This window comes from Mucilaginibacter gossypii (assembly GCF_017569325.2).
GTDB classification, from domain to species: Bacteria; Bacteroidota; Bacteroidia; order Sphingobacteriales; family Sphingobacteriaceae; genus Mucilaginibacter; species Mucilaginibacter gossypii.
The window spans coordinates 4443593-4468473 of sequence record NZ_CP071878.2; the positions used below are offsets into that span (position 1 = coordinate 4443593).

The 24881-nt window shown below is 43.2% G+C and carries 18 protein-coding genes; 10 read left to right on the forward strand and 8 right to left on the reverse strand.

The features are described from left to right. Positions 1-42: 42 nt before the first annotated feature. Positions 43-816, forward strand: a complete 774-nt coding sequence (locus J3L18_RS18520) for an MBL fold metallo-hydrolase (protein ID WP_091172137.1) — start codon at positions 43-45, stop codon at positions 814-816. Here the strand turns inward: J3L18_RS18520 and J3L18_RS18525 are convergent. From J3L18_RS18525 to gcvP, 3 genes are all read right to left on the reverse strand, one after another. Continuing rightward, the gene (locus J3L18_RS18525; RefSeq protein WP_091172136.1) at positions 813-1232 is read right to left on the reverse strand and encodes a response regulator; all 420 of its coding nucleotides are present in this window, start codon (positions 1230-1232) and stop codon (positions 813-815) included. The genes J3L18_RS18520 and J3L18_RS18525 overlap by 4 nt on opposite strands. 177 nt (positions 1233-1409) lie before the next feature. Next, a complete protein-coding gene (locus tag J3L18_RS18530) occupies positions 1410-1784 on the reverse strand; it encodes an antibiotic biosynthesis monooxygenase family protein (protein WP_091172134.1) in 375 nt (124 codons plus the stop codon). A gap of 60 nt (positions 1785-1844) precedes the next feature. Next, the gene (gcvP, locus tag J3L18_RS18535) at positions 1845-4736 is read right to left on the reverse strand and encodes an aminomethyl-transferring glycine dehydrogenase (protein ID WP_129568420.1); all 2892 of its coding nucleotides are present in this window, start codon (positions 4734-4736) and stop codon (positions 1845-1847) included. Positions 4737-4863: 127 nt separating this feature from the next. Between gcvP and J3L18_RS18540 the strand changes: the two genes are divergently transcribed. The 3 genes from J3L18_RS18540 to J3L18_RS18550 all read left to right on the forward strand — a co-directional run bounded on the left by J3L18_RS18540 (position 4864) and on the right by J3L18_RS18550 (position 14398). Then, complete coding sequence (locus J3L18_RS18540) at positions 4864-8256, forward strand: T9SS type B sorting domain-containing protein (protein WP_129568419.1); 3393 nt, start codon at positions 4864-4866, stop codon at positions 8254-8256. A gap of 117 nt (positions 8257-8373) precedes the next feature. Continuing rightward, on the forward strand, positions 8374-11868 hold the full coding sequence (locus J3L18_RS18545) for a T9SS type B sorting domain-containing protein (protein ID WP_129568418.1): 3495 nt from the start codon (positions 8374-8376) through the stop codon (positions 11866-11868). 172 nt (positions 11869-12040) lie between these two features. Continuing rightward, entirely contained in the window at positions 12041-14398 is a 2358-nt protein-coding gene (locus J3L18_RS18550) for a T9SS type B sorting domain-containing protein (protein ID WP_129568417.1), read from the forward strand. Here J3L18_RS18550 and J3L18_RS18555 read toward each other — a convergent pair. Beyond that, entirely contained in the window at positions 14381-15112 is a 732-nt protein-coding gene (locus J3L18_RS18555; protein ID WP_091172124.1) for a pyridoxine 5'-phosphate synthase, read from the reverse strand. The two genes, J3L18_RS18550 and J3L18_RS18555, sit on opposite strands and share 18 nt — an antisense overlap. A 55-nt stretch (positions 15113-15167) precedes the next feature. Here J3L18_RS18555 and J3L18_RS18560 point away from each other — a divergent pair, with 55 nt between their 5' ends. Together J3L18_RS18560 and J3L18_RS18565 are read left to right on the forward strand one after the other, a co-directional pair. Further along, the gene (locus J3L18_RS18560) at positions 15168-15704 is read left to right on the forward strand and encodes a hypothetical protein (RefSeq protein ID WP_091172122.1); all 537 of its coding nucleotides are present in this window, start codon (positions 15168-15170) and stop codon (positions 15702-15704) included. Continuing rightward, entirely contained in the window at positions 15685-16686 is a 1002-nt protein-coding gene (locus J3L18_RS18565; protein ID WP_129568416.1) for a polysaccharide deacetylase family protein, read from the forward strand. Before J3L18_RS18560 ends, J3L18_RS18565 begins: the two co-directional genes overlap by 20 nt. Positions 16687-17083: 397 nt before the next feature. On the opposite strand, the gene J3L18_RS18570 is transcribed toward J3L18_RS18565, so the two are convergent. Continuing rightward, positions 17084-17995, reverse strand: coding sequence for a serine hydrolase (locus tag J3L18_RS18570; RefSeq protein WP_129568415.1), 912 nt, complete (start codon positions 17993-17995; stop codon positions 17084-17086). Between the two features lie 85 nt (positions 17996-18080). Between J3L18_RS18570 and J3L18_RS18575 the strand changes: the two genes are divergently transcribed. Continuing rightward, positions 18081-18536, forward strand: a complete 456-nt coding sequence (locus J3L18_RS18575) for a hypothetical protein (RefSeq protein WP_129568414.1) — start codon at positions 18081-18083, stop codon at positions 18534-18536. Positions 18537-18560: 24 nt separating this feature from the next. Here J3L18_RS18575 and J3L18_RS18580 read toward each other — a convergent pair whose 3' ends face one another. After that, positions 18561-19268, reverse strand: coding sequence for an energy transducer TonB (locus J3L18_RS18580; protein ID WP_189549094.1), 708 nt, complete (start codon positions 19266-19268; stop codon positions 18561-18563). A gap of 248 nt (positions 19269-19516) precedes the next feature. Between J3L18_RS18580 and lpxK the strand changes: the two genes are divergently transcribed. Genes lpxK through J3L18_RS18595 form a run of 3 tightly spaced genes read left to right on the forward strand, consistent with a single transcriptional unit; the run spans position 19517 to position 23458 of the window. Beyond that, on the forward strand, positions 19517-20560 hold the full coding sequence (lpxK, locus tag J3L18_RS18585; RefSeq protein ID WP_129568412.1) for a tetraacyldisaccharide 4'-kinase: 1044 nt from the start codon (positions 19517-19519) through the stop codon (positions 20558-20560). After that, a complete protein-coding gene (locus tag J3L18_RS18590) occupies positions 20544-21359 on the forward strand; it encodes a purine-nucleoside phosphorylase (protein ID WP_129568411.1) in 816 nt (271 codons plus the stop codon). Before lpxK ends, J3L18_RS18590 begins: the two co-directional genes overlap by 17 nt. Next, positions 21359-23458, forward strand: coding sequence for a putative porin (locus J3L18_RS18595; protein ID WP_223266111.1), 2100 nt, complete (start codon positions 21359-21361; stop codon positions 23456-23458). The genes J3L18_RS18590 and J3L18_RS18595 overlap by 1 nt, the downstream gene beginning before the upstream one ends. Positions 23459-23538: 80 nt before the next feature. Here J3L18_RS18595 and J3L18_RS18600 read toward each other — a convergent pair whose 3' ends face one another. Together J3L18_RS18600 and J3L18_RS18605 are read right to left on the reverse strand one after the other, a co-directional pair. Then, a complete protein-coding gene (locus tag J3L18_RS18600) occupies positions 23539-24096 on the reverse strand; it encodes an REP-associated tyrosine transposase (protein WP_129568410.1) in 558 nt (185 codons plus the stop codon). A gap of 225 nt (positions 24097-24321) precedes the next feature. Next, the gene (locus J3L18_RS18605) at positions 24322-24690 is read right to left on the reverse strand and encodes a glyoxalase superfamily protein (protein WP_091172111.1); all 369 of its coding nucleotides are present in this window, start codon (positions 24688-24690) and stop codon (positions 24322-24324) included. Positions 24691-24881 lie beyond the last annotated feature (191 nt).

Sequence of the window (24881 nt, forward strand, 5' to 3'; positions counted from 1 at the left end):
AAAGAGCCAAAGGTACATTCAAAATCTGAGACTACGTTTACTATGGAATTTTTTGCTTTAGGTGAGGGCTCATATTCGGTTGATGCAACCAAGAAATTTATCCCATTCAACCCGGAAACTGATAACCCCAAAGACCGCCCGGCTTCGTTGTTCATTCACGTTAACCCCTTCCTAATCAAAACAAAAACCGATCTGATTGTATTGGATACCGGCCTTGGCTTTAAAGATACCCGCGACGAGCTCATGCTGCACCAAAACATCCGTAATGCGGGTTTCGATCCGGATGATGTAACCCTGGTGATGATGTCTCACCTGCATTATGACCACTCAGGCGGTTTGGTAGTTGAACGGAATGGTAAATTAGTACCCAGCTTTCCGCAGGCCGAGCACGTGATCAATAAACAGGAATGGGAGTTTGGGATCAGCGGCAAAGGCTCATCGTACCATGTTGAAATATTTGAAGCGTTACAGGCCGAAGGAGCTAAGATAACTTTAGTTGAAGGCAGCGGTGAGTTTAAACCGGGCATCAGGTATGAACATTCGGGTGGTCATTGCCCGGCGCATCAGGTATTTTGGTTTGATATAGAAGGCGAAAAAGTATTTTTTGGCGGTGATGAGCTTCCCGAACCAGAGCAACTGTTGAGGAAATTCATAGCCAAATACGATATGGACGGCCGCAAGGCTATGATGCTGCGCGAAGAATATGGTAAAAAGGCTGCCGCCGAAGGATGGAAATGCCTGTTTTACCATGCTAAATCGTTCACTATCGGAACCGTTGAAACAGAAGGAGACCATTTTAAGGTTAAACCGGTTTAATTTTCGGCAGCTACCTCAAAAAGTTCTTTTATCTTTTCAACGTTGAGCGGCTTGGAGATAAAATCTTTAACCAACGGATATGAACGCGCTTTGTTAATATCGTTGCTAAAAACGGATGATGAAATAATATAGATCTTGCTTTTGCCCAGGGGATCAAGGTTGAGGCGCTTATACTCATCCAAAAATTCCCAGCCATTCATAATGGGCATATTAATATCAAGCAAAATATAATCGGGCAGTTTATTAGGGTCTTTTCTCTGGATATCAGAAAGTTGCTCAATCGCATATTTTCCGTTCAGACAGGCCATAATTTCTGTATTAAGTAAAGCTTTCTTTATCAGTTTTATGGAGATAAAGTTATTTATCTCATCATCATCAACCAGTAATACACTTATGGCTTTATTGTTAATATTCATATCTAAAATTTAAGCGCGTTGTTTTATACGAGACCACGATTCAAAAAGTTATATTCCTTATAGTTGTAAATTATAAAAAACAATACATTTAAACGGCTCCGCAGCGTGAATATTTCATTTGATCTGGCCACTTAAATAAAGTTCAAAAAAATACAGGACAGAAATTAGCCATTGAATTTAAAAGGCGTAGTCATGCTCCACCCGGCAAATGCGTACTTTATAATTCAGGTACCATTTATCGCGCCCCTGCTGCTGGGCAAACAGGTGCCGGGCATTAGCTTTCCAATTCTTAATAGCTTCAACCGACTGCCAATAAGACACCGTAATTCCAACATTGTTACGCGCCGATTCAACGCCCAGAAAACCTTCCTGCTGCCGCGCCAGTTCAACCATTTCATTAGCCATATCGCCATAGCCTTCCTCTACACCGGTACGTACCGATGTGAATATTACCGCATAATAAGGCGGCTGTGGTGTTTGGGCGATAAGCCCCTCTAAATCTCCCCTAAAGGGGGAGACTTTTGAATTACCTTCGGGATTAGCTGAACTCATAATATATATTTGTGCGAAAAATAAAAACCCTCCTTGTTTAGGGGAGGGTTGATTTAAAATCTATTCAATCACGCTTTCTTCAAACTCATACTCTTCGAGCGGAGGGCATGAGCAGATCAGCGTTCTGTCGCCATAAGTGTCATTAACCCTGCCCACCGAAGGCCAGAATTTGTTGGCAGCAACATAAGGCAGCGGGAATGCCGCTTTTTGACGGGTATAAGGATGCTCCCACTCGTTGCCGGTAATTACAGCTACAGTATGTGGCGCATTTTTTAACGGATTGTTTGTTTTATCAGATAAACCATCAACCACATCGGCAATTTCATGGCGGATGGAGATCATGGCATCGCAAAAACGGTCGAGCTCATGCTTAGGCTCTGATTCGGTTGGCTCAACCATTACCGTACCCGCAACCGGGAACGAAACAGTTGGCGCATGGAAACCATAATCCATTAAACGCTTGGCAATATCCGTAACCTCAATACCTGCCGATTTAAATGAGCGGCAATCCAGGATCATTTCATGCGCACAACGGCCATTAGCACCAGCATATAGTACAGGGTAATGCTCCTGTAACCTGGCTTTAATGTAGTTGGCATTCAGGATAGCATAACGGGTAGCGTTAGTCAAGCCTTCGGCACCCATCATGGCAATGTAAGCATGTGATATGATGAGTATAGATGCAGAGCCCCATGGCGCTGCAGATACTGCATGGATTGATTTCCCCCTGTCGATATCAACTACAGCATGACCAGGCAAGTAAGGAACCAAATGTTTAGCAACACCAATTGGGCCCATGCCTGGGCCACCGCCACCGTGAGGGATACAGAATGTTTTATGCAGGTTAAGGTGACAAACGTCGGCACCGATATTGGCCGGACTGGTTAAACCTACCTGTGCGTTCATGTTAGCACCGTCCATATAAACCTGGCCGCCGTTTTCATGAATAATTTCGCAAATTTCAATAATGCTTTCTTCAAATACGCCGTGAGTTGATGGATAAGTAACCATCAGGCATGAAAGCTCGTTTTTGTATTGCTCAGCTTTGGCGCGCATGTCTGCAACGTCAATGTTTCCGTTATCATCGCACTTAACCACCACTATCTTCATGCCAGCCATAGCTGCAGATGCAGGGTTGGTACCGTGTGCCGATGAAGGGATCAGAGCAATATTACGGTGGCTATCGCCCCTGTCATTGTGATAAGCGCGGATTACCATTAAACCGGCATACTCGCCTTGCGCACCGGCATTTGGCTGCAGGCTCATGGCTGCAAAACCAGTGATCTCGCTTAGCCAATTGTTGATCTCATCAAACAACTGCATATAACCGCCAACCTGGTCGGTTGGGGCAAATGGATGGATTTTACTGAACTCGGCCCAGGTAACAGGTACCATTTCGGTGGTAGCGTTCAGTTTCATGGTACAAGAGCCTAAAGCTATCATAGAGTGGCAAAGCGAAAGATCTTTCGCTTCCAGTGATTTGATATAACGCAGCATTTCATGTTCAGACCGGTGGGTATTGAACAGGCTGTGCGTTAAATATGCAGAGGTACGCTGAAGTTCTGTAGGAATAACCGTTTCAAGGCTTGCATTAACGCCATCGAAATCAACATCGTTAAATGTTTTACCTTTAACTTTGGCAAAGAACCTTACTATGGTTTTGATATCCTCAACCGAAGTTGTTTCATCGATAGAGATAGTAACTATTGAACCTTCATAGTTTAGGTTCATTTCGTTATTCAACGCTTCAGAATGAATAGGGCCTGCAAGATGTGCTACATCAAACTTGACAGTATCAAAGTACGCTTCGTTAAGCTGCTCATAACCAAGCTGTCCTAAAGTTTTAGCTGTTAATACGGCTAAACCGTGGATCCTTTCGGCAATCGCTTTAATCCCATCCGGACCATGATATACGGCGTACATACCAGCCATAATAGCTAACAGTGCCTGTGCGGTGCAGATATTTGAGGTAGCTTTATCGCGGCGAATGTGCTGCTCGCGGGTTTGCAGGGCCATGCGCAGGGCATAATTATTGGCGCTGTCGATAGTAACACCGATGATGCGGCCCGGGATAGAACGTTTATACTCTTCTTTAGTAGCGAAGAAAGCGGCATGAGGGCCGCCAAAACCCATCGGTACACCAAAACGTTGTGATGAACCAACTACAATATCGGCGCCCCATTCGCCCGGAGGGGTTAATAGCGCAAGGCTCATGATATCGGCAACAACGGTAAGCTTAATCCCTTTTTCATGACCTTTTGCAGCAAAATCGGCGTAGTTATAAACCGCGCCATTACCTGCAGGGTATTGTACAATAGCGCCAAACATATCGTCGGTTAACTCAACCGTACGATGGTCGCCTATTTTTAGCTCAATGCCATAAGGCTCTGAACGGGTTTTTAAGATATCAATAGTTTGCGGGAACACTTCTTCAGAAAGGAAGAAAACGTTGGCGTTGTTATTTTTACGCAAGGTATATTGCATAAACATAGCCTCGGCAGCGGCAGTACCTTCATCAAGCAATGAAGCATTGGCAATTTCCATACCGGTAAGGTCAATAACCATGGTTTGGAAATTTAGCAAAGCCTGCAGGCGGCCTTGTGCAATTTCGGCCTGGTATGGGGTGTACTGCGTGTACCATCCGGGGTTTTCAAGAATATTGCGCTGAATAACGCCCGGTACAATTACATCATAGTAACCTTTGCCGATGAATGACTTGAAAACTTTGTTTTTTGAAGCCGTTTGCTTTAAGGTGTTCAGGTAATCGAACTCGCTTTTTGCCGCGGGCAGGTTAAGCGGTTTGGCAAGCCTGATCTTTTGCGGTATGGTTTGCTCTATTAATTCATCAAGCGTACTTACACCGATGGTTTTTAACATTTTGGCCGTGTCGGCCGCGCTTGGAGCAATGTGCCTCGACTGAAACTGCTCCTGATAGGTTGTATTCAACTTCATGAATTAATCGTCCCTCTTAAATTTACCGCAAAGGTACGATTTTGCAACATGAGTAACAATTAGCTAATATGATATTGACAATGCATTTACAGGAAAAAAATGTAATTTGGCTCTTGAATACCTAAACATGACGGGCAGGCGAGTTTTACTCTTTATCACTATTTTTCTTTTCATCAGCTTTAAAAGCTTTTCAGCTGTTTTTACGGTAACCAGCAATGCCGATTCGGGGCCGGGTACCTTGCGCGAAGCATTAACCTTAGCCGCGGCTAATGGCAGTGCGGAAAAAGATTACATTTATTTTAATTTACTGGATTTGAGCGAAGCGGGAAGGACGATCTCGTTAGCAACAAAGTTGCCCCCAATGACATCTAACCTGGTCATTGACGGCAGTACGCAGCCAGGTACTAAATTTGGCATCAGTGACGCTAAGGTTCAGATCACCTTTAAATTTGTATATCCAGATCAGCTAAGTGTATTGAGTAGTGATGGCGCAGGTTTCCTCGAGATTTATGGCCTATGGATAAATTGCGACTCGACTGGATGGGGAGGTGCCGGCATAGGAATAAGCAATTTTAATAAAGTTATCGTAGGAGCACCCACAAAGGGCAATATTATAAATGGTGCAAATGTTGGTATACACACTGGTAAAGTATGTATTTATCAAAATAACAATTCTGGAACAGACATAACCGGAGAACAAGCAGGAGGAGGCCATGTGGGGATTTCTTGCGACGATGTAACGGTTGGCGGATCGCCCACTACTGGCAATATTTTTTTTAAAATGGATGTGAGCTTTGAAAATCCCTCAAACAACCAATTAATTTTAAGCTACAATAAATTCGGAACAAATTACACTGGAACAAAACGAGTACCTCTAAATCTTTTCTCGCAAATTACACGCTTGGTAGTGCAAGGGGTCATTTCTCCCGGCAACGAGATTCCGGTTAACGCAGTGATAAACAATAATATTTTTGTAGATGAATATGCTGGTATTTTATTAAGTGTAACAGACTTGAGTGGCCAGGTTACGATACAGGGCAATTCATTTAACACCGATCCTACGGGAACGATAAATTATCTCGCTAACACAAATACCATAGCATCTATGCGCGATATTCTTTTAAGAGCTAGTGCCAATATTTTAGTTGGGGGCGACGATCCTGCTCAAAAAAATCTGATTGCTTATGGCGGATTGGGAATTGATTATGGCTCATATGGTAAATATGCTTTTAAACGTAATAGTATATTTTGTGTGGATGAGATAACAGGTACGAGTTACAACCGAGATAAGCTTCCACTGGTTAAGATTACTTCTGTATCAGATAACCAGGTAGCCGGTACAGCCACACCCAATGCGGATATTGAGCTGTTTAATAGCGATTGTAGCTGCAACTTGCCAAATCCAAAAAAATATTTCACAACGGTTAAGGCAGATGCGAATGGCAAGTGGACGTTTAACGGACCTGTAAATGGCTATGTTATGGCTTCGGCAACTTTTAATAATTTAACAGGATTATTTACCGGGCTGGAGATTGACGACTCGAAAGCGATAATCACCAACTTCACTTGTACAGCCAAAGGATCTATCACCGGAATCAAAACGCCTTATACCACGGGCATTAGCTGGTATAACGAACAAAACCAACCAGTTGGCAACTCAATTGATTTGAAAGATGTTCCCGCTGGAAATTACACACTGAAAATAAACACAGGTACCCCATGCCAACTTACAAAGCAGTATCAAATAGTAGATAAGTCGCTGGTTGTTGATGCAAGCAATATTTACATCAAGCCTGCATCCTGTGGTTCGTCTAATGGATTAATTTGGGGTATAAAGACTAATGTACCTGCTATCCTTACCTGGCATGGCGCAAATATGGGCGGCACAGTATATGGTACAGAGGTTTCAAATGTACCTGCAGGAAATTACACATTTACTTTTACAAACTTAGATGGCAGCTGCCCGCAAACCATTTCTCCTATAATTGTTAAAAGTGTTGATGGCCCCAATATCGATCAATCGCATCCCGATATCCGATCAACCTCCTGTGGCCAATCTACAGGTTCCATTAAAAACATTATTGTCACAGGTGCCGGCAATATAAAATACAGCTGGCTCAATGCCCAACATCAGGAAGTTGCCAACACCAATGACCTGACTGGCCAACCTGCCGGGGTATATACATTAAAAGTAACCGACGACAGTCAATGCGGAGAGATATATTCTTCTGAGATCAACATACCCGAAACCAACGGCATAACGCTTAACGAAAACAGTGTCACACGCGTCCCTGCCACTTGTAGCCAAAACAACGGCAGTATTAAAGGAATAACCGCTCCCGGAGCAACGCATTATAAATGGATCAATACTGCTACCAATAACCAAGCCGGTTCAAGCCCCGATCTGGCAGATGCCGCCGCGGGCAGTTATCAGCTTATAGCAAGCAATGATTTTGGATGCAGCAAACCAAGCCAGGTTTATACTATCGATGCTATTCCTGTTACTGTTTATCCAAATTATGCGGCTAACGTTACTAACAGTTGTTCCGGCCAAAATAGTGGTTCCATCACCCTTACAACTGATCCCCTGGTTAAAACCATGCGCTGGATTGATGGCAACGGCCAACCCGCGGGCACAGATGCAAATCCGCACGGCCTTAAACCCGGCACTTATAAAGTTTACTTTACCGATGCCAGCGGCTGCGAAACACTTTATCCGCATGATTTTACCGTTAACGAAATTGATCCCCTGCAAATAGTGGCAAACTCAGAAACCCGTACCGATGATCAATGCGGATTAAATACGGGGGGTATAAAAAACATTCAGGTTAAAGGCGGCACACAACCCTACACCTATTTATGGCTTAATGTAGCCGGTGAGCATTTGGTTACGTCGCAAGATCTTACAGACGTCGGTGCCGGGGATTACACGCTGCAGGTTCAGGACGCCAGCGGTTGCGGCGTTATGGCAAGTCGCATTTATACTGTTTTAAATGAAAACAGCAGCATGGATGCGCCGGTAATTGCCCCTTTGCAATTATGCGCCCCGGGCGAAGCTTTGCTATCCGTCAGTTCTCCATCTGCCGGGAATACCTATCGTCTTTATGATTCGCAAACAAGCACTCAATACCAGGATGAACAAACCAATGGCATCTTCAAAATCAAAGCAAATCCCAATAGCACTTATTATATAAGCCAGGTTAGCGGCCAGTGCGAAAGCGAACGAACCCAGGCGCAAATAACCATCAGCTTATCTGCTATTGATATCCCAAACGCGTTCACACCTAATGGAGACGGCAAAAATGACTACTGGAAAATAAACAATGCTCAAAATTATCCGCAGGCAATAGTCCAGATATTTACCAGGTACGGGCAAAAAGTATTTGAATCAAAAGGGTATAGCGTACCGTTTGACGGGACTTATAATGGCACCAAACTTCCTTCGGGAGTGTACTATTATATTTTAAATCTCGGTAAAAGCTGCAATTTGCTCTCAGGCAGTTTGTCAATCATCAGGTAACTATACAGCATTTCACCATTTTGATGTTATTTATTGTATAATAACCATCTGATCAATATAATATTCACAGTGTACTTACAGCAAAAAAGTGTATTTTGCAGCTGATTACCTAAATCAATGTTTATCAAAAAATTATCACTCTTAGTACTACTCATATCGATCTTGTGTTTCAATGTGGCCCTCGGTGCTACATTTATAGTAACCAGCAATATAGATGCCGGTCCCGGAACACTTCGCGAAGCCTTAACAAATGCAGCAGCTAACGGTACCGCAACACAGGACATCATCCAGTTTAAATTACCGGGAACACTCGTATCTGATAGAACCATCAGGCTAAGAAGCCAGTTGCCTGCCATTACATCTAACGTTGTTATTGATGGCACAAGTCAAGCTGGCATAGCTTTTGGCGTATCTGATGCACGGGTTATCATTGAGCCTGAAATAACACCTGTAAATTTCAGCGGTCTTTTTATTAACGGCGATCCAAACTCGGGAGGGGCGGTAGCAAAAAGCATTGAGATCTACGGCCTGTATATCCGCAACTTTGCCAAGATCACCAACTTCTCCAATCCCGATTTTAACCAGGGTTCGGGTATTTATATTTTAGGTGATGCCTCAAATATCATAATAGGCGCGCCGGGCAAAGGCAACGTTATATGCGGAAACCTTAATGGTATTGTTAATTATTCAAACTACTATAACGTTAACGGCCTTGCCGATGCAAGCATTCAAAGCAATATAATCGGTTTACTTGACGACGGCTATACAGCCGCCAGCAATTTTGACGGATTGAACCTTTTCATCAGCAAAACTGTTAACATAGGTGGTGCAAATGCCAATATGGGCAACATCATATCGGCCAACGCTGTAAACATCGGTATCGGCAACACGTCCAATTTTACTGTGGTGCCAGGGACTATCAATATTCAAAATAACAAAATAGGCACTGATTATACCGGCAAAAAGGATTTTAAAAACATCCCGATATTTCAGCAGAACGCGTTTATGAAGGCTTATGGCATCAGTATCAATGCTACTAATACTACGGCTAATATCAGCGCCAATATTATTTCGGGGCAACGTTTTGCAGGGATCGCTATTGAGCAGGCTACATTTAATATTACAGGTAATAAGATAGGTACTGATATAACCGGCACGGCCGATCTGGGAAACGGCGAAGGCATCAGGGTTGGCGAAAGTTCGTCGGGCACCATTGGAGGGCCGAATGCAGCAAATAAAAACTACATTGGTTATAATCAGTATGGCATTGAATCCCTTAACAGCAGGCATACACTCATAACCCGGAACAGCATTTTTTGTAATAAAGATTATGGCATAAGCATCATGAGTAATTATTACACCGTTCCTTTTGTGCAGGTGCTCAATTTTGGCAGTACAGCGGTATCGGGAGTAGCTACACCAAACTCGGCTATCGAACTTTTCTTCTCAGACGATTGCGGAACTATATGTCAGGGCAAAACCTATATTACCACCGTTCAGTCGGATGCGAGCGGCAAATGGACATATTCAGGCAGTATCGCCAAAGCAGTAATAGCCACTGCTACCGATGGTAGTAACAACACTTCTCCGTTTTCATCGTTGGTAATACGTGATGATGATATAGTTGTTAAACATTATACCTGTACCCCCGGCAGCATCACCATAAAGCAAGACAGAAGCGGGTTATTATTTCACTGGGATAAAAAGGAGCAGAACGGCAGCCTTACAGCAATAAAAGATGGTCAGAATGTTTCGGGCCTTTTACCCGGCACCTATCAGCTCACGGTTCAATACCCGGGTGGCTGCCAGAAGGTAACACAACTTTTTGAAATAAAAGATCTTCGGATCAAGATCCAAAACGTAATTGTTCCGGTTCCGGAATGCCGCCAAAAACTGTTCCCTTTTAACGTAAACTTTACCGGTGGTGCAGGCAATCTCACTTTTACATGGAAGGACAAGAACGGCAACGTAGTGGCCAATACCCAGGCCCCCTACCTACCCGAAGGCTCATTTACTGTAACTATTCAGGACGAGGCCGGCTGTTCGGCAACATCAACCCTTACGCCACCTATAAAAGCCAAACCGGGCCCCGATTATGACCTCTCGACCATTTCGGTAAAATCTGCTCAATGCGGGGTTGCCGACGGCGCCATAAAAAACATTACACCCATCCCCTCAGGGATAGGTACACTTACCTACAAATGGCTGGATGCCACGGGCAAAACCGTTAGTACTTCAAAAGATCTGGTAGGAGTCAAAGGCGGTACCTATACCCTCGTACTGATGGATCAAAGTGAGTGCAGTCCTTATTCTACCCCGCCGATCCCTATTTCAGAAACAAATTCGGTAATCTTTTATGGCGGGGCTATAACCCCAGCGAAATGCGGTGAAAATAACGGTGCTATAACCGGGGTTTCAGCACCAAACGCCGATAAATTTCAATGGTACGATCCACAAGGTAACCCAATGCCTACCAACCCTGCAAACCTGGATATTTCTCCCCTCCCCGACGGCACATACCGGCTGAACGCGTTAAATACTCATACGCAATGCAGCAACGACGCCTATTTTACAGTTAACCGTTTGGCACCCGAGGTATTTACCATTAAAAACCTTATTAACACACCTACTACCTGCGGGCTCAACAATGGCAGCCTGCATATTGATTTTGAGGGAAGTATAAAGCCAAGTTCTTATCAATGGGTTGATGCAGCCGGTACAACAGTAAGTTACGGTACCGATGTTCCAAACGCCGCCCCCGGTTCATATACGCTTCATGTAACCGATAAAAATGGATGTGCTTCTGTATTGGGTACCTGGGTAATACAGGCAACCCCTTTGCTACAATTTTCGGCGAATAATGCCCCGGTAGCCAAGCCCGATGAGTGCGACCAGCTATTGGGCAGCATTACGGGCATTGATGTTTCCGGCGGTGTGCCTCCATATAAATTTATCTGGACCGACGCCACCGGCAATACCGTGGGGAACGATAAAGATTTAATAAATGTTGGCAAAGGCACTTATTCATTGACAGTTACTGATAACACTACCTGTGCAATTCCGTTACCATTCAGCAAGGAGGTTGGCAACCAAAAATTTATCCCAGACGCACCGGTATTAAACGACCAACGGATCTGCCTGCCCGGAAAAGTGGGCCTGTCTGTTTTAAACAAAACTACAGGCATGTATAATTTATATGCCGATGCTACATCAACAACACCGCTTCAAACCAGTAATACCGGCAATTTTGAAGTATTAATAACCGAAACCAGTGATTATTATATCTCATACAGCATAGGGTCATGCGAAAGCCCGCGCACCAAAACACATATTGAAGTTGTATTGGTCGATGTAAAATTCTCCAATACCATAACCCCCAACGGCGATGGTATAAACGATTACTGGAAGATAGAAGGCCTTGAAAAATTCCCCGGCACTTTAGTTCAGATCTTTAACCGTTACGGAAAAAGGGTGTTCGAATCAAAAGAGTACGCCACGCCATTTTCAGGGCAGTTTAATGGCTGGCTGCTGCCTTCGGGGGTGTATTATTACATCATTAACCTCAATACTCCTTGTAAGCTGCTATCTGGCAACCTTACATTGATCAGGTAAATTTTAACAACATCATGACTAACCTGCCGCTTCTTTTGCGGCGGGTATATTATATTATAAAGGATATTAAACAAAAACCGTAACTTACTGGCAGGCAATATCAACCAATACTAACAAACCAGTTTATTGCCCAAATCAATTTATAAACTAACATTCAGATTAGGTTGCAGCCATGAAACACAAGTTGTTTCTGTTTACGCTATTTTTATTGCTGACCTGTTTAAATGCAGAGGCCTCGGTATTTACCGTTACGAGTAATGCCGATGCAGGAACGGGCACACTGCGCGAGGCCCTTACTAAGGCAGCCGCCAATGGCACAATTCAGCAGGATGTTATTAATTTTAACCTGCCGGGCAGCGTGACCATCACACTTTTTACGCAGCTCCCCGAGGTTACCTCTAATTTAATTATCGACGGCAGCACACAGCCAACACCCAAACTCGGCAGAAGTGACGCCAGGGTTTATATCATACCCGATATAAGCTATACTTTTCCGGGGACTAAGGCAGCAGCCCTGTTGATGACCGAAGTTACCAATGTGGAAATATATGGCTTATGCATAAAAGGTTACAGCAGCAAACTCATAAACTTTAACGGCAACCTGCTTTTCACCGCTGTATCGGCTTACGATTGTACCAATATTACCATAGGCGCACCGGATAAAGGAAATGTTTTTTGCGATAACATCTACGGTGTGTATTGCGGCACCAACTCACTAACCGACTCAAAGAATAATGATAATATCAATATCCAATCAAATTTTATTGGTTATGACGAATCGGGAACAAATGTTGTTGAATTAGGGTATGCACTTGATATAACCGCCGATAACTCATTAGTGGGTGGCCCTACCTCCAAAGAAAGAAACTATTTTGCTACCGCGATAGCCCTAAATGGAACCGATAATAAATTTATCAACAACTCGCTTTCACTTGATGTGAACGGGCAGGACAACCGCGTAAACGGGGCATCCATACTTGTACGGTTTCAGGGAAGCAATACGCAGGTAGCCGACAATGATTTTTGTTCTACACAATTTCAGTTTATATCTGTAAACAGCTTCACTTTTATGCGTAATAAGCAAAGCAGTATACCGGGTAATTCGGGTATGTACTTATTTAAATGCAATAATGCTTTTATTGGCGATGATAATGATAACGATATCAATATCTTTAGTAATGACGGCGGCGCTTTCTATGCGGTCGAATCAAACAATATTACTATAGCCAAAAACAGTATTTCCTGCAATACAACACCATACCTGATATCAAGTGGCACAGCCATTCCCAACATTAATATAGTTGTAAACAGTGCTGCAGAATTTTCAGGAACGGCATCGCCGGGAGCTGCTATTTACATTTATAACGACAACACAGATTGCTCTGTTTGTAACCCGGTACAATACCTGGTTACGGTTGTTGCAGACGCAGCGGGTAATTGGAAGTTTACTGGCGATTTTCACAATAAAAAGCTGGTGGCAAATGCTACGCTTAACAATAGCTCATCCGAATTTACCCAACCGGTGATTTCGACGTCGGCCGCCGATTATGTGAAGGTTAATCCTACTTGTTTTAAAAACAACGGATCAATCACCCTGCAAAACTTAAAGAACGTTATCGGGGTTGACTGGTATAATGACCAGGATCAATTAGTACAATCCGGCGGCCCAAAACTGGAGGGTGTTGGCGTTGGCACCTATTACGCCAAATGCTATAACGGAAATTGTTTTGCCAAATCTATCCCCATAACCTTAACCAGTTCAAATCCCGGCATTGATGATTCAGGGCTTCAAAAAGTGAATGCTTCCTGCGATGCAGCAAATGGCAGCATCAGTAATTTAAAGCTTATCAATACAAACGGCGGTACACCACCATTAAGGTGGACAAATGAAGCCGGAGATGTAATACGCAACACACTGGATATCGACGGGCTTCCCGGCGGAACATATACACTAACCATCGATCCGGACGGTTGCGCTGTGCCCTATCACATTACCCTGCTTAACCAGGAGCTTGTTATCGATCCGCCTGTAATAAGCAGCTTTCAATTGTGCGGTCCGGGCGAAACCGTTATACCTGTTAGCAATCCGGCAACAACGTCAACCTACAGGCTCTATGATAGTGAAACCAGTACTACTCCACTTGATGAGGAACCCAATGGCAAATTTAAAGTAAACGTTACCGCCAACCGGAGTTATTATATAAGCCGTTTTAGCAACGCTTGTGAAAGCACCCGCACAAAGGTTGATGTAAGTGTAGGCCTTTCAAACCTTAATATTGCCAATGTAATTACTCCCAATAATGATGGTATCAATGATTACTGGCAGATAGCAGGAATGGAAAACTATCCATCGGCCACCGTAAAAATATTTAACCGTTATGGCAAAAATATTTTTAACTCCATAGGATACAGCCACCCGTTTAACGGCACCTATAATGGCAAACCATTACCTACGGGCAGCTATTATTATATCATTAACCTCAGCTCGGGCTGTGGCTTATTATCGGGCAGTTTAAGCATTATCCGTTAGCGATAATTGCCTCAGGTACATTTGGATAGTGTTTTCCAAACCATAATACAAGGCATCGCTTACCAGGGCGTGCCCAATGCTTACCTCAAGCAGGCCGGGTATATTTTCTGCAAAATATTTCAGGTTATGTAAATCCAGATCGTGACCGGCGTTAAGACCCAGACCAGCCTGCTGAGCCGCTTTTGCTGCCTCGATATAAGGAGCAATAGCAAGTTCTTTCCCCTGCGGAAAATGAGTAGCATAGCCTTCGGTATAAAGTTCTACACGGTCGGTACCGGTTTTGGCTGCGCCCTCAACCATTGCAGGTATTGGATCAACAAAAATAGATACACGGATCCCGGCTTCTTTAAATACCGCTATCATATCTTTTAAATAATGATAGTTGGTGATGGTATCCCAGCCATGATTTGAAGTGATCTGCCCTAAAACATCAGGTACCAGGGTAACCTGCTCGGGTTTATTGGCAAGCACCAGGTCGATAAATTTTTGTTCCTGGCAATTGCCTTCAATATTAAATTCTGTAGTAACAATTTTCTTAAGTTCGAACACATCGTTATAACGAATGTGGCGCTCATCGGGCCGGGGGTGCACCGTTATTCCCTGCGCGCCAAAACGTTCACAGTCTTTAGCAACCTGGATCAGGTCGGGATTATTGCCCCCCCGCGAATTACGAAGGGTGGCTATTTTGTTGATGTTGACAGATAGACGGGTCATACTTCAAAGTTATAGATCATTTAGATAAATTGGCGGATATATTTAACTTTAAACCATGAAGCCTAAACAATTTATCACCGAGCTGATCGTATTGATAATACTGTATTTATTTATTGCATTTGGTATACGCTTTTTGCTGGGTATTTTTTGGGGAAATTCAAGTTTCGACATAGCGCTGCATGACACCTATTTCACACTTCCATTCAACTGGATAGATTTTACTTTATTTCCGTTTCTATTGCTTACAGCTATCGTTTATTTGATCCGGTCATTAACCAGTCGTTTTAAAAAGCAACACATAAATATCATCCTGATAATAAGCAATTTGTCTTTAATACTTTCAACTTTTAATATTTACAAAACAGTTCTGTTTTTTGAACAGCATACAACTCATGCGGGGGATGGATGGACAGTTTATCCTCCCCTTTCTGCGCTTGACCGACAACAACCGGGGCCACTGCCTTCAGAACGCCTGCTTTTCGATCATTATGTACTGACTTTTATTATCATTTTTATGCTGATATTAGTTGTCAGTACCTTTGTTGCCGGCAAAAACTGGGATGCAAAACCTCATGAACAAAACATTCACTAATTTAATATTCGCGCTATTTTGCACTTCTACCATTTTTATTGAGCAAACATCAGCGCAAACCGTTTACCGCAAAATCGGGAACTACAAGGTTTACTATGGCTGGGCGCATAATTATCCGCAAGACTGGATGATCCTTCGCCGCTTTGATAATGAGGGGCGCAATTACCTGTTGATGGTGAACCCGCAAACCCTCGAAACCAAAATAAACGAAAGCAGCTTTTATCAGATCAAACCCATGACGATGGAGCAGGCGCGTGAGTTTTTTAAAAGCACGCCCTATCAAAAGGCATTGGCAAAAGCCGAAAAGCAATCCATCAACATCCAGGACGCAGGCATCGAAAGCGGAATCCCCAAACAAACCGGCATCAGCCTTACCGCCGACCTTTGCCCATCGCACCGCCCGTTGGATAAACGCATCTTCACCGACATTTTCACCGAATTTAAAAAAGTAGAGCGCCCTGTACCAATAGCGCTTTCCATAACCGGCATCTGGATGCGCCAGCACCCGCAGGACCTGGCCTGGCTAAAACAAATGCAGGCTAACCGTGAGATCTACATCACCTGGATCAATCATTCCTTCAATCACCGGGTTAGCCTGAAAGCTCCGCTTAAAGAAAACTTTTTACTTGAACCAGGAACAGATATTAGTTATGAAGTACTGGAAACAGAACAGGCCATGCTGCGTAATGGGCTATTACCATCTGTATTTTTCCGCTTCCCGGGCCTGGTATCTGATCAGCAACTGGTATACCGAATTACCGGTTTCGGCTTGATCCCGGTTGGTACCGATGCATGGCTGGCTAAAGGCCAACAACCCCAAAATGGCAGTATTGTGCTCATACACGGAAACGGCAATGAACCTGTAGGCGTTAACGATTTCATTAAACTACTGCAGTCAAAAACACGATCAATTGCCGGTAAGCAATGGTTACTGTATGATTTACGCGAAAGTGTGGATGAAGAGTTTAGTGAAACGCCATGAGGAAAAGCCAGCAGTGCACAGTGGCAATTAGCAGTGCAAACGCGCAGACTTACGAAGTTTAGTTTTAAAGTTTTTTGAGTATGACTTAAAATAAAAGCCCCATAGCACTCGCTGCATGGGGCTTTAAACCTAAACCTTATCACAAATCCGGGTTTGGATACCCGTAATTGAATTGTAAATATAAACATGATTTTAATAATTTCATGGGCTTTGTTACAATTTAATTCTTTTGCACCATATAACATCCATTTATATAAATCTCATATTTTTTTCACCTTAATTTAACAGTATATTCAGAATGGTGTCTGCATCGTTTTATCCGGATGCTAAAAACAGATGTCTCATGACTTTCTCTCAAGACTTTACGCTACGAGAAGCAGCAATGCCTTAAAATTATTTACTCATTCAACATAAACTTATCAACTCCGTGTGCCGGTTGCCATTTATCTCCAGGTTCAAAATAATGCCAAAGCAGGGCCGATACTTTTTTGATCAGCAATCCAGCCTCATTGTCGGGTGTCCAACTGGTATCTTTGTTATGATTAGTAATGATCGAAAACACATAATCTCCATGCGGGGCATTCACCAGCACGGTTTCTGACCTTGATTCATCAACCGCTCCCTGTTTGGAAATAGTATGTATATAAGGCGGAATTTGCGACAACGCGTGCTCATCCCAGTAAACGCGGCCCATGTTACGGTACATCCGCTCGCTGGCTGCCGGGCTTACCGCCTTACCTTCGCGTATCATGGCAAACAGGCGGCACATTTCGCGGGGGGTGCTTACTCCCCAACCATAGATCTTGCGGATAGCTTCCCTGCCCGGCACACGTGAATTTACCCGCATTACCTTAAAGTCATTTTGATTGAGCCAGTTGTTGATATATTCGCCGCCCACCAGCTTTTGCAGCCACAAACTTGCGGTATTATCGCTCATGGTGATCATGAGCATAGCCACTTTACTCAATTGTACAGTGTCTTTATCTTTGAACGAGCCCAGCAAATCTTCACCTGCATAAAGCAATGAGTCTCGGTAAACTAATTTTTGATTATACTTCAGCTCACCTTTTTCTATCTTATCCATCACCCCGCATTGAATGCTCACTTTGATCATACTGGCTGTAGGGAACAGCGTATCTGCATTGATCTCCGCCGTTTTGCCGTTTTTTAAATTATGTACATAAATGCCAACCTGGCCCTGAAAATCTTTGACAGCTTCATTCAATTTAGCGGTGAGTTTACTGTCGGTTTGTGCAAATGCCGGTGCTGCTAACAATGTCAACAACAGTAAGGTAAGTTTATGTTTCATGTGATAGCAATTTAAAAAATGAAAATACAAATTTTAATATAACAGGCAATCACTCGTTTATATTTGCTAAAACATCCGTTAGCCCATGAACCATTTTGTTGATATTACCAACCGCAAAGTGCTGTACCGCTTAATGCTCAACCTGCGGCCCGAAGCAGCGCCACTTTGGGGCAAAATGAAACCGCAGCAAATGATTGAACACCTTATTGACCAGGTTCAGTATACCAACGGTGTAAAAATACCAGCCTGGGATGGCCCGGATGATAATACAGCTGCACGTAAACACGCCGCCATTTATACCGATGCAGAAATACCCCGTAATATTTTTTTGGAAGAATTGGCGGATACCTTAATCTACCCCAATTTGGAAACAGCTATTAATCAGCTAATGAAAGAACTTGACACGTTCGACAGGTATTTTAATACCTCCGATGTTAAAGTGATCCACGGCGCCTTTGGCCCTATGGATTATTATGAGTGGATCATATGGCACGGAAAGCATTTTACACATCATTTGAAGCAGTTTGGCGTGATAGCGTAGGGGACTTTCTCATCGTGCAACCGGCTACCTTACCCGCTCAACATTGACATCAAACTCACCTCCAGGATAGACCCTAACGATGCAATTATAATCTACTACTAAAGGCTGTCCGTTATCTATTCCGGGCTTCCATTTTCTGGATTTCTTGATAAGTCTGACCAGTTGCCTATCCACATTATTATTCCCTTCGATTACGAGTTTAACATTAACAGGTGTACCATCTTTTTCGATGCTAAATCTGACAACTGTACTTTGCTCTTTACTAACTGATACAGCGTCTAAGTTGTTTTTAAGGTAATCATAAAAGCGGGACATACCGCCAACGTATTCTGGCGGTAACCGTACAAATCCCACAGCAGTAATTGGTTGTTTTATGGAGTCGACGGTAGCTTGGTGTTTTATCCTGGTTGTATCACCGGCCGATGCTCTAACTTTTTCCTGAGCAAAAACATCTCTATTTAACGTAGTCAACCCTAATGCAATTAGTCCGACAGAAAGCCACCGTTGCCATTGTGGTTGCGGCGTATAAGTTATACTTTGTTTATCAAATACCCCACAGTGTATTTTATCTCCATTGTTTACAGACCCGAGAATATTGACACCGCCCACTCCCCTATGATCGTTTATTATCTTGTTGCACCCGGCAGAATATCTATCGCTGTTACAGGCAGTAAGATCGTCTATTGTTTTTGTACATTTAAATATGATCTGAATATCTTGAGCCTGCTTCATAAGGTAAAGGAAATTTTGGTGTATAAACGAATCCAATGTACTTGTCATTATATCAGTCTGAAAAAATTGTAGTTCTACAATTCATATGTAACTTCTATAAATCAGCTTCAAATAGTAACTTTGTTGTTCTTCAAAAATAAACGAAGTAAACGTCATTGCAAAACACAAAATAATCGCAAACTATACAAAGCGGTCTTACAAACCCGTGATTGCTTCGTTCTTTACAATGACGGGTTGAGAAATACTATATGAAATTCCTCCGCTGGCTTTTAATCCCGTTTTCGCTGATCTATGCCCTGGCTGTGGCTATTCGCAACTGGTGTTATGACCGGGGAATTTTCAAAAGCACTGGTTTTGACATGCCGCTGATCGTAGTCGGCAACCTGGATGTTGGCGGCGCCGGTAAAAGCCCCATGACCGAATATCTGATCAGACTGTTGAAGGACAATTATAAAATTGCCACGCTTAGCCGGGGCTACGGTCGTATTACCAAAGGTTTTTTGCTGGCATCTGGCGAAAGCAAAGCCTCGGATATCGGTGACGAACCTGCACAGTTCAAACATAAATTCCCGGATCTTGATGTTGCCGTTTGCGAAAAGCGGGTTGATGGCGTTGAGCAGTTAAAAGACGATCATGATGTTATTATTTTAGATGATGCCTACCAGCACCGTGCGCTTGAACCGGGCATGAGCATTTTGCTTTTTGATTACAGCCGTGTTAACGAACCCCATTTTCTGCTCCCGGCGGGTAACCTGCGCGAGCCATTCGGCGGGCGCAAAAGGGCGGATGTCATCATCATCAGTAAATGTCCGGCTTCGCTTACCGATCTGGAACAAGCCCGCGTGATTAAACGGATCAAACCGTATCCGCACCAGTCGCTATTTTTTACCACCATAAACTATCTGCCAGCCCAAACTCTCTATGGGGCCCCGGTTACAAATGCCATCGACGATCAAACCACGGTTTTCCTGCTTACGGGAATAGCTAATCCAAAACCGTTATTGTCGCATCTGAAAAAGCAAACACCCCTGGTTGTTCATCATAATTATCCCGACCATCACCGTTTTAGCTTAAAAAATATCAGTAAACTTGCCGATGAATTTTCGGCCTGTGCATCACAAAAAAAAGTGATCATCACAACAGAAAAGGATGCACAGCGTTTAGGGGAACAGGACCTGCTTGCGATGGTTAAAAAACTGCCCATTTTGGTGCTGCCCATAGGCATTAGTTTTTTAAATAACGGGCAACAACAATTTGACGAATTAGTACAAACATATGTTAGACAATATTGAAGGCACCGCCCGGTATATCAAAAACCGGATAGGCGATTTTGAACCCGAAGTGGGTATAATTTTAGGTACCGGCCTTGGTGGTCTGGTAAAAGAAATTGAGGTTGAAAAACAACTCATGTATTCCAACATTCCTGATTTCCCTATCTCAACACTGGAGTTTCACTCGGGTAAGCTGATTTTTGGTACCCTTGCAGGCGTTAAAGTGGTGGCCATGCAGGGCCGTTTGCATTATTACGAAGGTTACAATATGCAGCAGATCACCTTCCCGGTTAGGGTGATGAAATACCTGGGCATTAAAACGCTGTATGTATCAAACGCCAGCGGCTCGCTTAACCCCGATTTTAAAAAGGGCGACCTGATGATCATTGAAGATCATATTAACCTGCAGCCTCAAAACCCGCTGGTTGGCCGCAATTATGAAGAGCTTGGCCCACGGTTTCCGGATATGAGCGAACCTTACCGTCATGATATGATCGAAAAGGGTTTAGCCATCGCTCAAAAAAATAACATTACCTGCCATAAAGGAGTATATGTAGCCGTAACCGGCCCTAACCTGGAAACCCGTGCCGAATACAAATACCTGCGTATCATTGGCGGCGATGCCGTTGGCATGAGCACCGTGCCCGAGGTTATTGTTGCTAACCACATGGGGATCCCGACGTTCGCTATTTCGGTATTAACAGATGAAGGCTTCCCGGAAGTGCTTAAGCCCATAACATTGGAAGAGATTATTGCTATTGCGCAGGAAGCCGAACCCAAAATGACCCAGATACTTAAAGAACTGATAGCCGGTAATTAATGCACCAAAAGCTCAAATATATTTTTTTATTGCTGATGTGCCTGTCGGTACAGGCTGCTTTTGCGCAGTACGGAAACCGAACTAACCCGCGCAACTTGCCTACCCGTGATACTGCCCGCAAGCAGGAAAAACAAATGACCGACGACCAGCTTCTGGACAGTTTGCGCCGTAAAGAGGAAAACAAAAAGGACTCGGTAGTTTTCAGTTCCAAATTTATCCGCGTTACTAACGAGCGTTTGCTGAACGATAGTACACAATTGTTTCCGATTGATACCGGGATCACCAACTTTGAGATCTATAGTCCGCTTATTGATCCCCGCAGTCCCCGTATTCATTTGGGTAATATTGGTTTGTCACAACGGCCTCTGCTTTTTGAGCCCAGCAGGACCATAGGCTTTGACCTGGGCTTGCATGCGCTTGATATTTACGCATTAAAGCCCCAGGATATCAATTACTATAACACACGCGTACCCTATACCAAGCTTACCTTGTACAACGCCTTTGGTGGTTCGGCCATTCAACTGTTCAATATCATCCATACCCAAAATATAAAGCCTAACTGGAACATTGGTTTTAACCTCAATTTCAACGGATCAAGAGGTTTCTACAATTTTAACAACGTGCTTGGCCAAAACGTGAGCGATTTGAATGCTTCTATTTTTACCTGGTACGAATCAAAAAGCAAACGATATAACCTGCTGGCCAACCTTTTGTTTAACAACCTTAAAGCCCCCGAAACGGGCAGCATTCTCAACGATTCGGTGTTTACGAGTACCAATGTAAATAACGCCTTTTCAAAAGACAGGGCAGCGGTACGTTTACCGTATAGTTATGAAAACTGGAACGATAAGGGCCTTTACATTAAACAGTTTTATTATTTAGGCCGGATAGATAGTTTGAATAAGGGGAAAGACAATTCAAAGATCCTCCCTACCCAACGTGTATCGCATACCCTTCATGTATCAAACAGCAGGTACCTGTATAAGCAAAGCGGTGTTGATACCTATAATGTGTTCCCCGATTATTATTACAGCAATAACCGGTCAAGGGATTCAACAGTCGTCACGCATATTCAAAATGAGTTTTCGTATAGCTTTTATCTGCGAAGTAAATCGGTAAAATTTGTAAAGAACGAGCTTAAGCTTGACTTAGGGCTTGTACACGATTTTTATTCGTATAACCAATATGTTAGCGATACCACCCTAAACGAGTATGGTGTAAAATACGTTCACCAGGACAAGGTACAGCACAACACTTTCCAGGATATTACGCTGAAAGCCAAACTGGGTTATCGCTTTAGCGACCGCATTGCGCTCGACGCCGATTTCAGGCAGATTGCCCAGGGCCGCGATTTTGGTAATTACTTATATGATGCCAAACTTACCCTGGCAGGCGGCAAAAAAACCGGCAAGATCGTTTTAGAAGCCTATTCACAAAACAGCTCGCCTCCGCTGGTTTATAATAACTGGATCTCTAATCATTATATTTTTCATAATGATTTCAGTAATCAAAAAACAACCAGCGCTTCGTTCAACTACATTAACAATGCCCTGCAAATTGATTTAAAAGCCGAATACTTTTTGATCAGCAATTACCTGTATTTTACAGCCCAGGATGGCGGTACCGATGCGCGCCCGGCTCAGCTTAACAACTCTATCAACCTGTTAAAAGTAAGTTTGGGTAAAAACTTCACTTACCGGAGCCTGCACTTTGATAATTACGTGGTATACCAAAAAACCGATTATCAAAACACGCTTCGTACCCCGGAAGTATATGCTTACAGCAGCTTATATGTTAATAGGGTTTTGCTTAATGTGCTGCATGCCAGTATGGGTATAAATGGAAGGTATAATACAGAATATGTTGCCCCTTCATATGCCCCGGGATTGGGCCAGTTTTATAACGGCGCGAACGTAACGTTTTCATCCTATCCGATATTTGGTGTATTTTTCAAAGCAACCCTGCAGCGTACCAACCTGTTTGTTGCTTATGATTACATCAACCAGCGGGCCTGGAGTAAAGGCTATTACACAGTTAACCGTTACCCACAACAGGATGCCATCCTGAAGTTCGGCGTTTCATGGACGTTTTATAATTAATAAAGATCCTCATTTTCTGGCGCAAGTCTTGTGTGGCTGGCATGAGGGTGGATGACTTGTGCCTTCTGGAACTAATAATATCAATGTGCTACTTCAACTTCCCCCAAAATGCCGCCCTTTTCTTCATAATTAGCGGCGCTACTATAAACATATGCTGAAGGTTCGTTAACCCATCCTGCTTTAACAGGGTTTTGGTGAATATAATTCAACTTTTGATCAAACATATTTGAGTGTGGTTCAATTTCTATCGGATGATTTTGTTGTTGCCATAACTGATAGTGGGTATTATTTGTATTTGCTTTTCCTGTGTCAGCAAAGAGTTTAAGCATCCAGAGTTTTCGGCTCTCTGCCGGGTTTTCTATAATTTCCCTGATGATTTTAACAGATGAAAACTTTTTCATATCCCGCATAATGGCTGATAGACTTTGATCCCCTTTTTTGCCTATGACCAAATGAACATGATTGCTCATAATAACAAACCCATAAATAATTAAACCCTTTTCCTTTATACAGTAACGAAAACTATCAAGTAAGATATCACGATAAATGTTTCTTGTAAAAACATCGACCCAATGAACAACGGCGAAAGTCACGAAGTATATCCCCTCCGGATTAGCGAATTTATATTTTGTACTCACGCACTGAAAATAGTTAAATACAATTATAAAAGTATAAAGAAAGCACAAGTGAGCACCCCCTCCAGCCAACCACACAACACTTGCGCTAAAACGGTCTACACCCTGCATTTACAGCCATAGTTGTAGAGTCTGATGCAAAAGATTTCTCTTTCGCCCCACTACTCAGTCCGCCCCTGCTCTATCGAAATGACATTTTTTTTTAAAGATGTGAAGAGATCGACAGGCTTATCCCTTCAACTCCTCACTAAAAGTTAACCGGTTACCAAACGGATCATGAACAGTCATCATGATAGCCTTGTCATTCCATTCGGGTACTTCCAAACCTGGGCGGTTATATTTGTATTTTTTTGCGATGAGGTGGGCGTGGTAATCCCTTAGCTCACTAAAGTCATCGATCGCTATATGGCTGCCCGGGCTCGCATCGCCATGATGTTCGGAGAGGTAAAGCACTAAATCGCGCAGGGAAATTTGGATGTATACCGGTACACCTTCGGGTTTGTGCTCCCAATCGGTTTTAAAGCCAAGCCAGTTGATATAAAATTCAATGGCTTTATCATAATCAAAAATTCGGAGGATAGGTTTGGTTATTGACATAGGTAATTAGTTGTTAAACAAATTTAACGGAAAATGCCTCCGTTTTATACAACGAAACTGCTTGTTTTCAATTAGCTGCCTTTAAATGTTAATAGATGTTAAATATGCCTTGTGCAGCACCTGAAATTAGGGTTCCATACAACAGATACCGTACTTTCGTCGGCACATTTTGCCCCATCGTCTATTACATT

Excerpts from the sequence above, each read along its gene's own strand:
- J3L18_RS18520 (WP_091172137.1), top strand. The coding sequence starts at position 43 with ATGGAATTTTTTGCTTTAGGTGAGGGCTCATATTCGGTTGATGCAACC.
- J3L18_RS18525 (WP_091172136.1), bottom strand. The coding sequence starts at position 1,232 with ATGAATATTAACAATAAAGCCATAAGTGTATTACTGGTTGATGATGAT.
- J3L18_RS18530 (WP_091172134.1), bottom strand. The coding sequence starts at position 1,784 with ATGAGTTCAGCTAATCCCGAAGGTAATTCAAAAGTCTCCCCCTTTAGG.
- gcvP (WP_129568420.1), bottom strand. The coding sequence starts at position 4,736 with ATGAAGTTGAATACAACCTATCAGGAGCAGTTTCAGTCGAGGCACATT.
- J3L18_RS18540 (WP_129568419.1), top strand. The coding sequence starts at position 4,864 with ATGACGGGCAGGCGAGTTTTACTCTTTATCACTATTTTTCTTTTCATC.
- J3L18_RS18545 (WP_129568418.1), top strand. The coding sequence starts at position 8,374 with ATGTTTATCAAAAAATTATCACTCTTAGTACTACTCATATCGATCTTG.
- J3L18_RS18550 (WP_129568417.1), top strand. The coding sequence starts at position 12,041 with ATGAAACACAAGTTGTTTCTGTTTACGCTATTTTTATTGCTGACCTGT.
- J3L18_RS18555 (WP_091172124.1), bottom strand. The coding sequence starts at position 15,112 with ATGACCCGTCTATCTGTCAACATCAACAAAATAGCCACCCTTCGTAAT.
- J3L18_RS18560 (WP_091172122.1), top strand. The coding sequence starts at position 15,168 with ATGAAGCCTAAACAATTTATCACCGAGCTGATCGTATTGATAATACTG.
- J3L18_RS18565 (WP_129568416.1), top strand. The coding sequence starts at position 15,685 with ATGAACAAAACATTCACTAATTTAATATTCGCGCTATTTTGCACTTCT.
- J3L18_RS18570 (WP_129568415.1), bottom strand. The coding sequence starts at position 17,995 with ATGAAACATAAACTTACCTTACTGTTGTTGACATTGTTAGCAGCACCG.
- J3L18_RS18575 (WP_129568414.1), top strand. The coding sequence starts at position 18,081 with ATGAACCATTTTGTTGATATTACCAACCGCAAAGTGCTGTACCGCTTA.
- J3L18_RS18580 (WP_189549094.1), bottom strand. The coding sequence starts at position 19,268 with ATGAAGCAGGCTCAAGATATTCAGATCATATTTAAATGTACAAAAACA.
- lpxK (WP_129568412.1), top strand. The coding sequence starts at position 19,517 with ATGAAATTCCTCCGCTGGCTTTTAATCCCGTTTTCGCTGATCTATGCC.
- J3L18_RS18590 (WP_129568411.1), top strand. The coding sequence starts at position 20,544 with ATGTTAGACAATATTGAAGGCACCGCCCGGTATATCAAAAACCGGATA.
- J3L18_RS18595 (WP_223266111.1), top strand. The coding sequence starts at position 21,359 with ATGCACCAAAAGCTCAAATATATTTTTTTATTGCTGATGTGCCTGTCG.
- J3L18_RS18605 (WP_091172111.1), bottom strand. The coding sequence starts at position 24,690 with ATGTCAATAACCAAACCTATCCTCCGAATTTTTGATTATGATAAAGCC.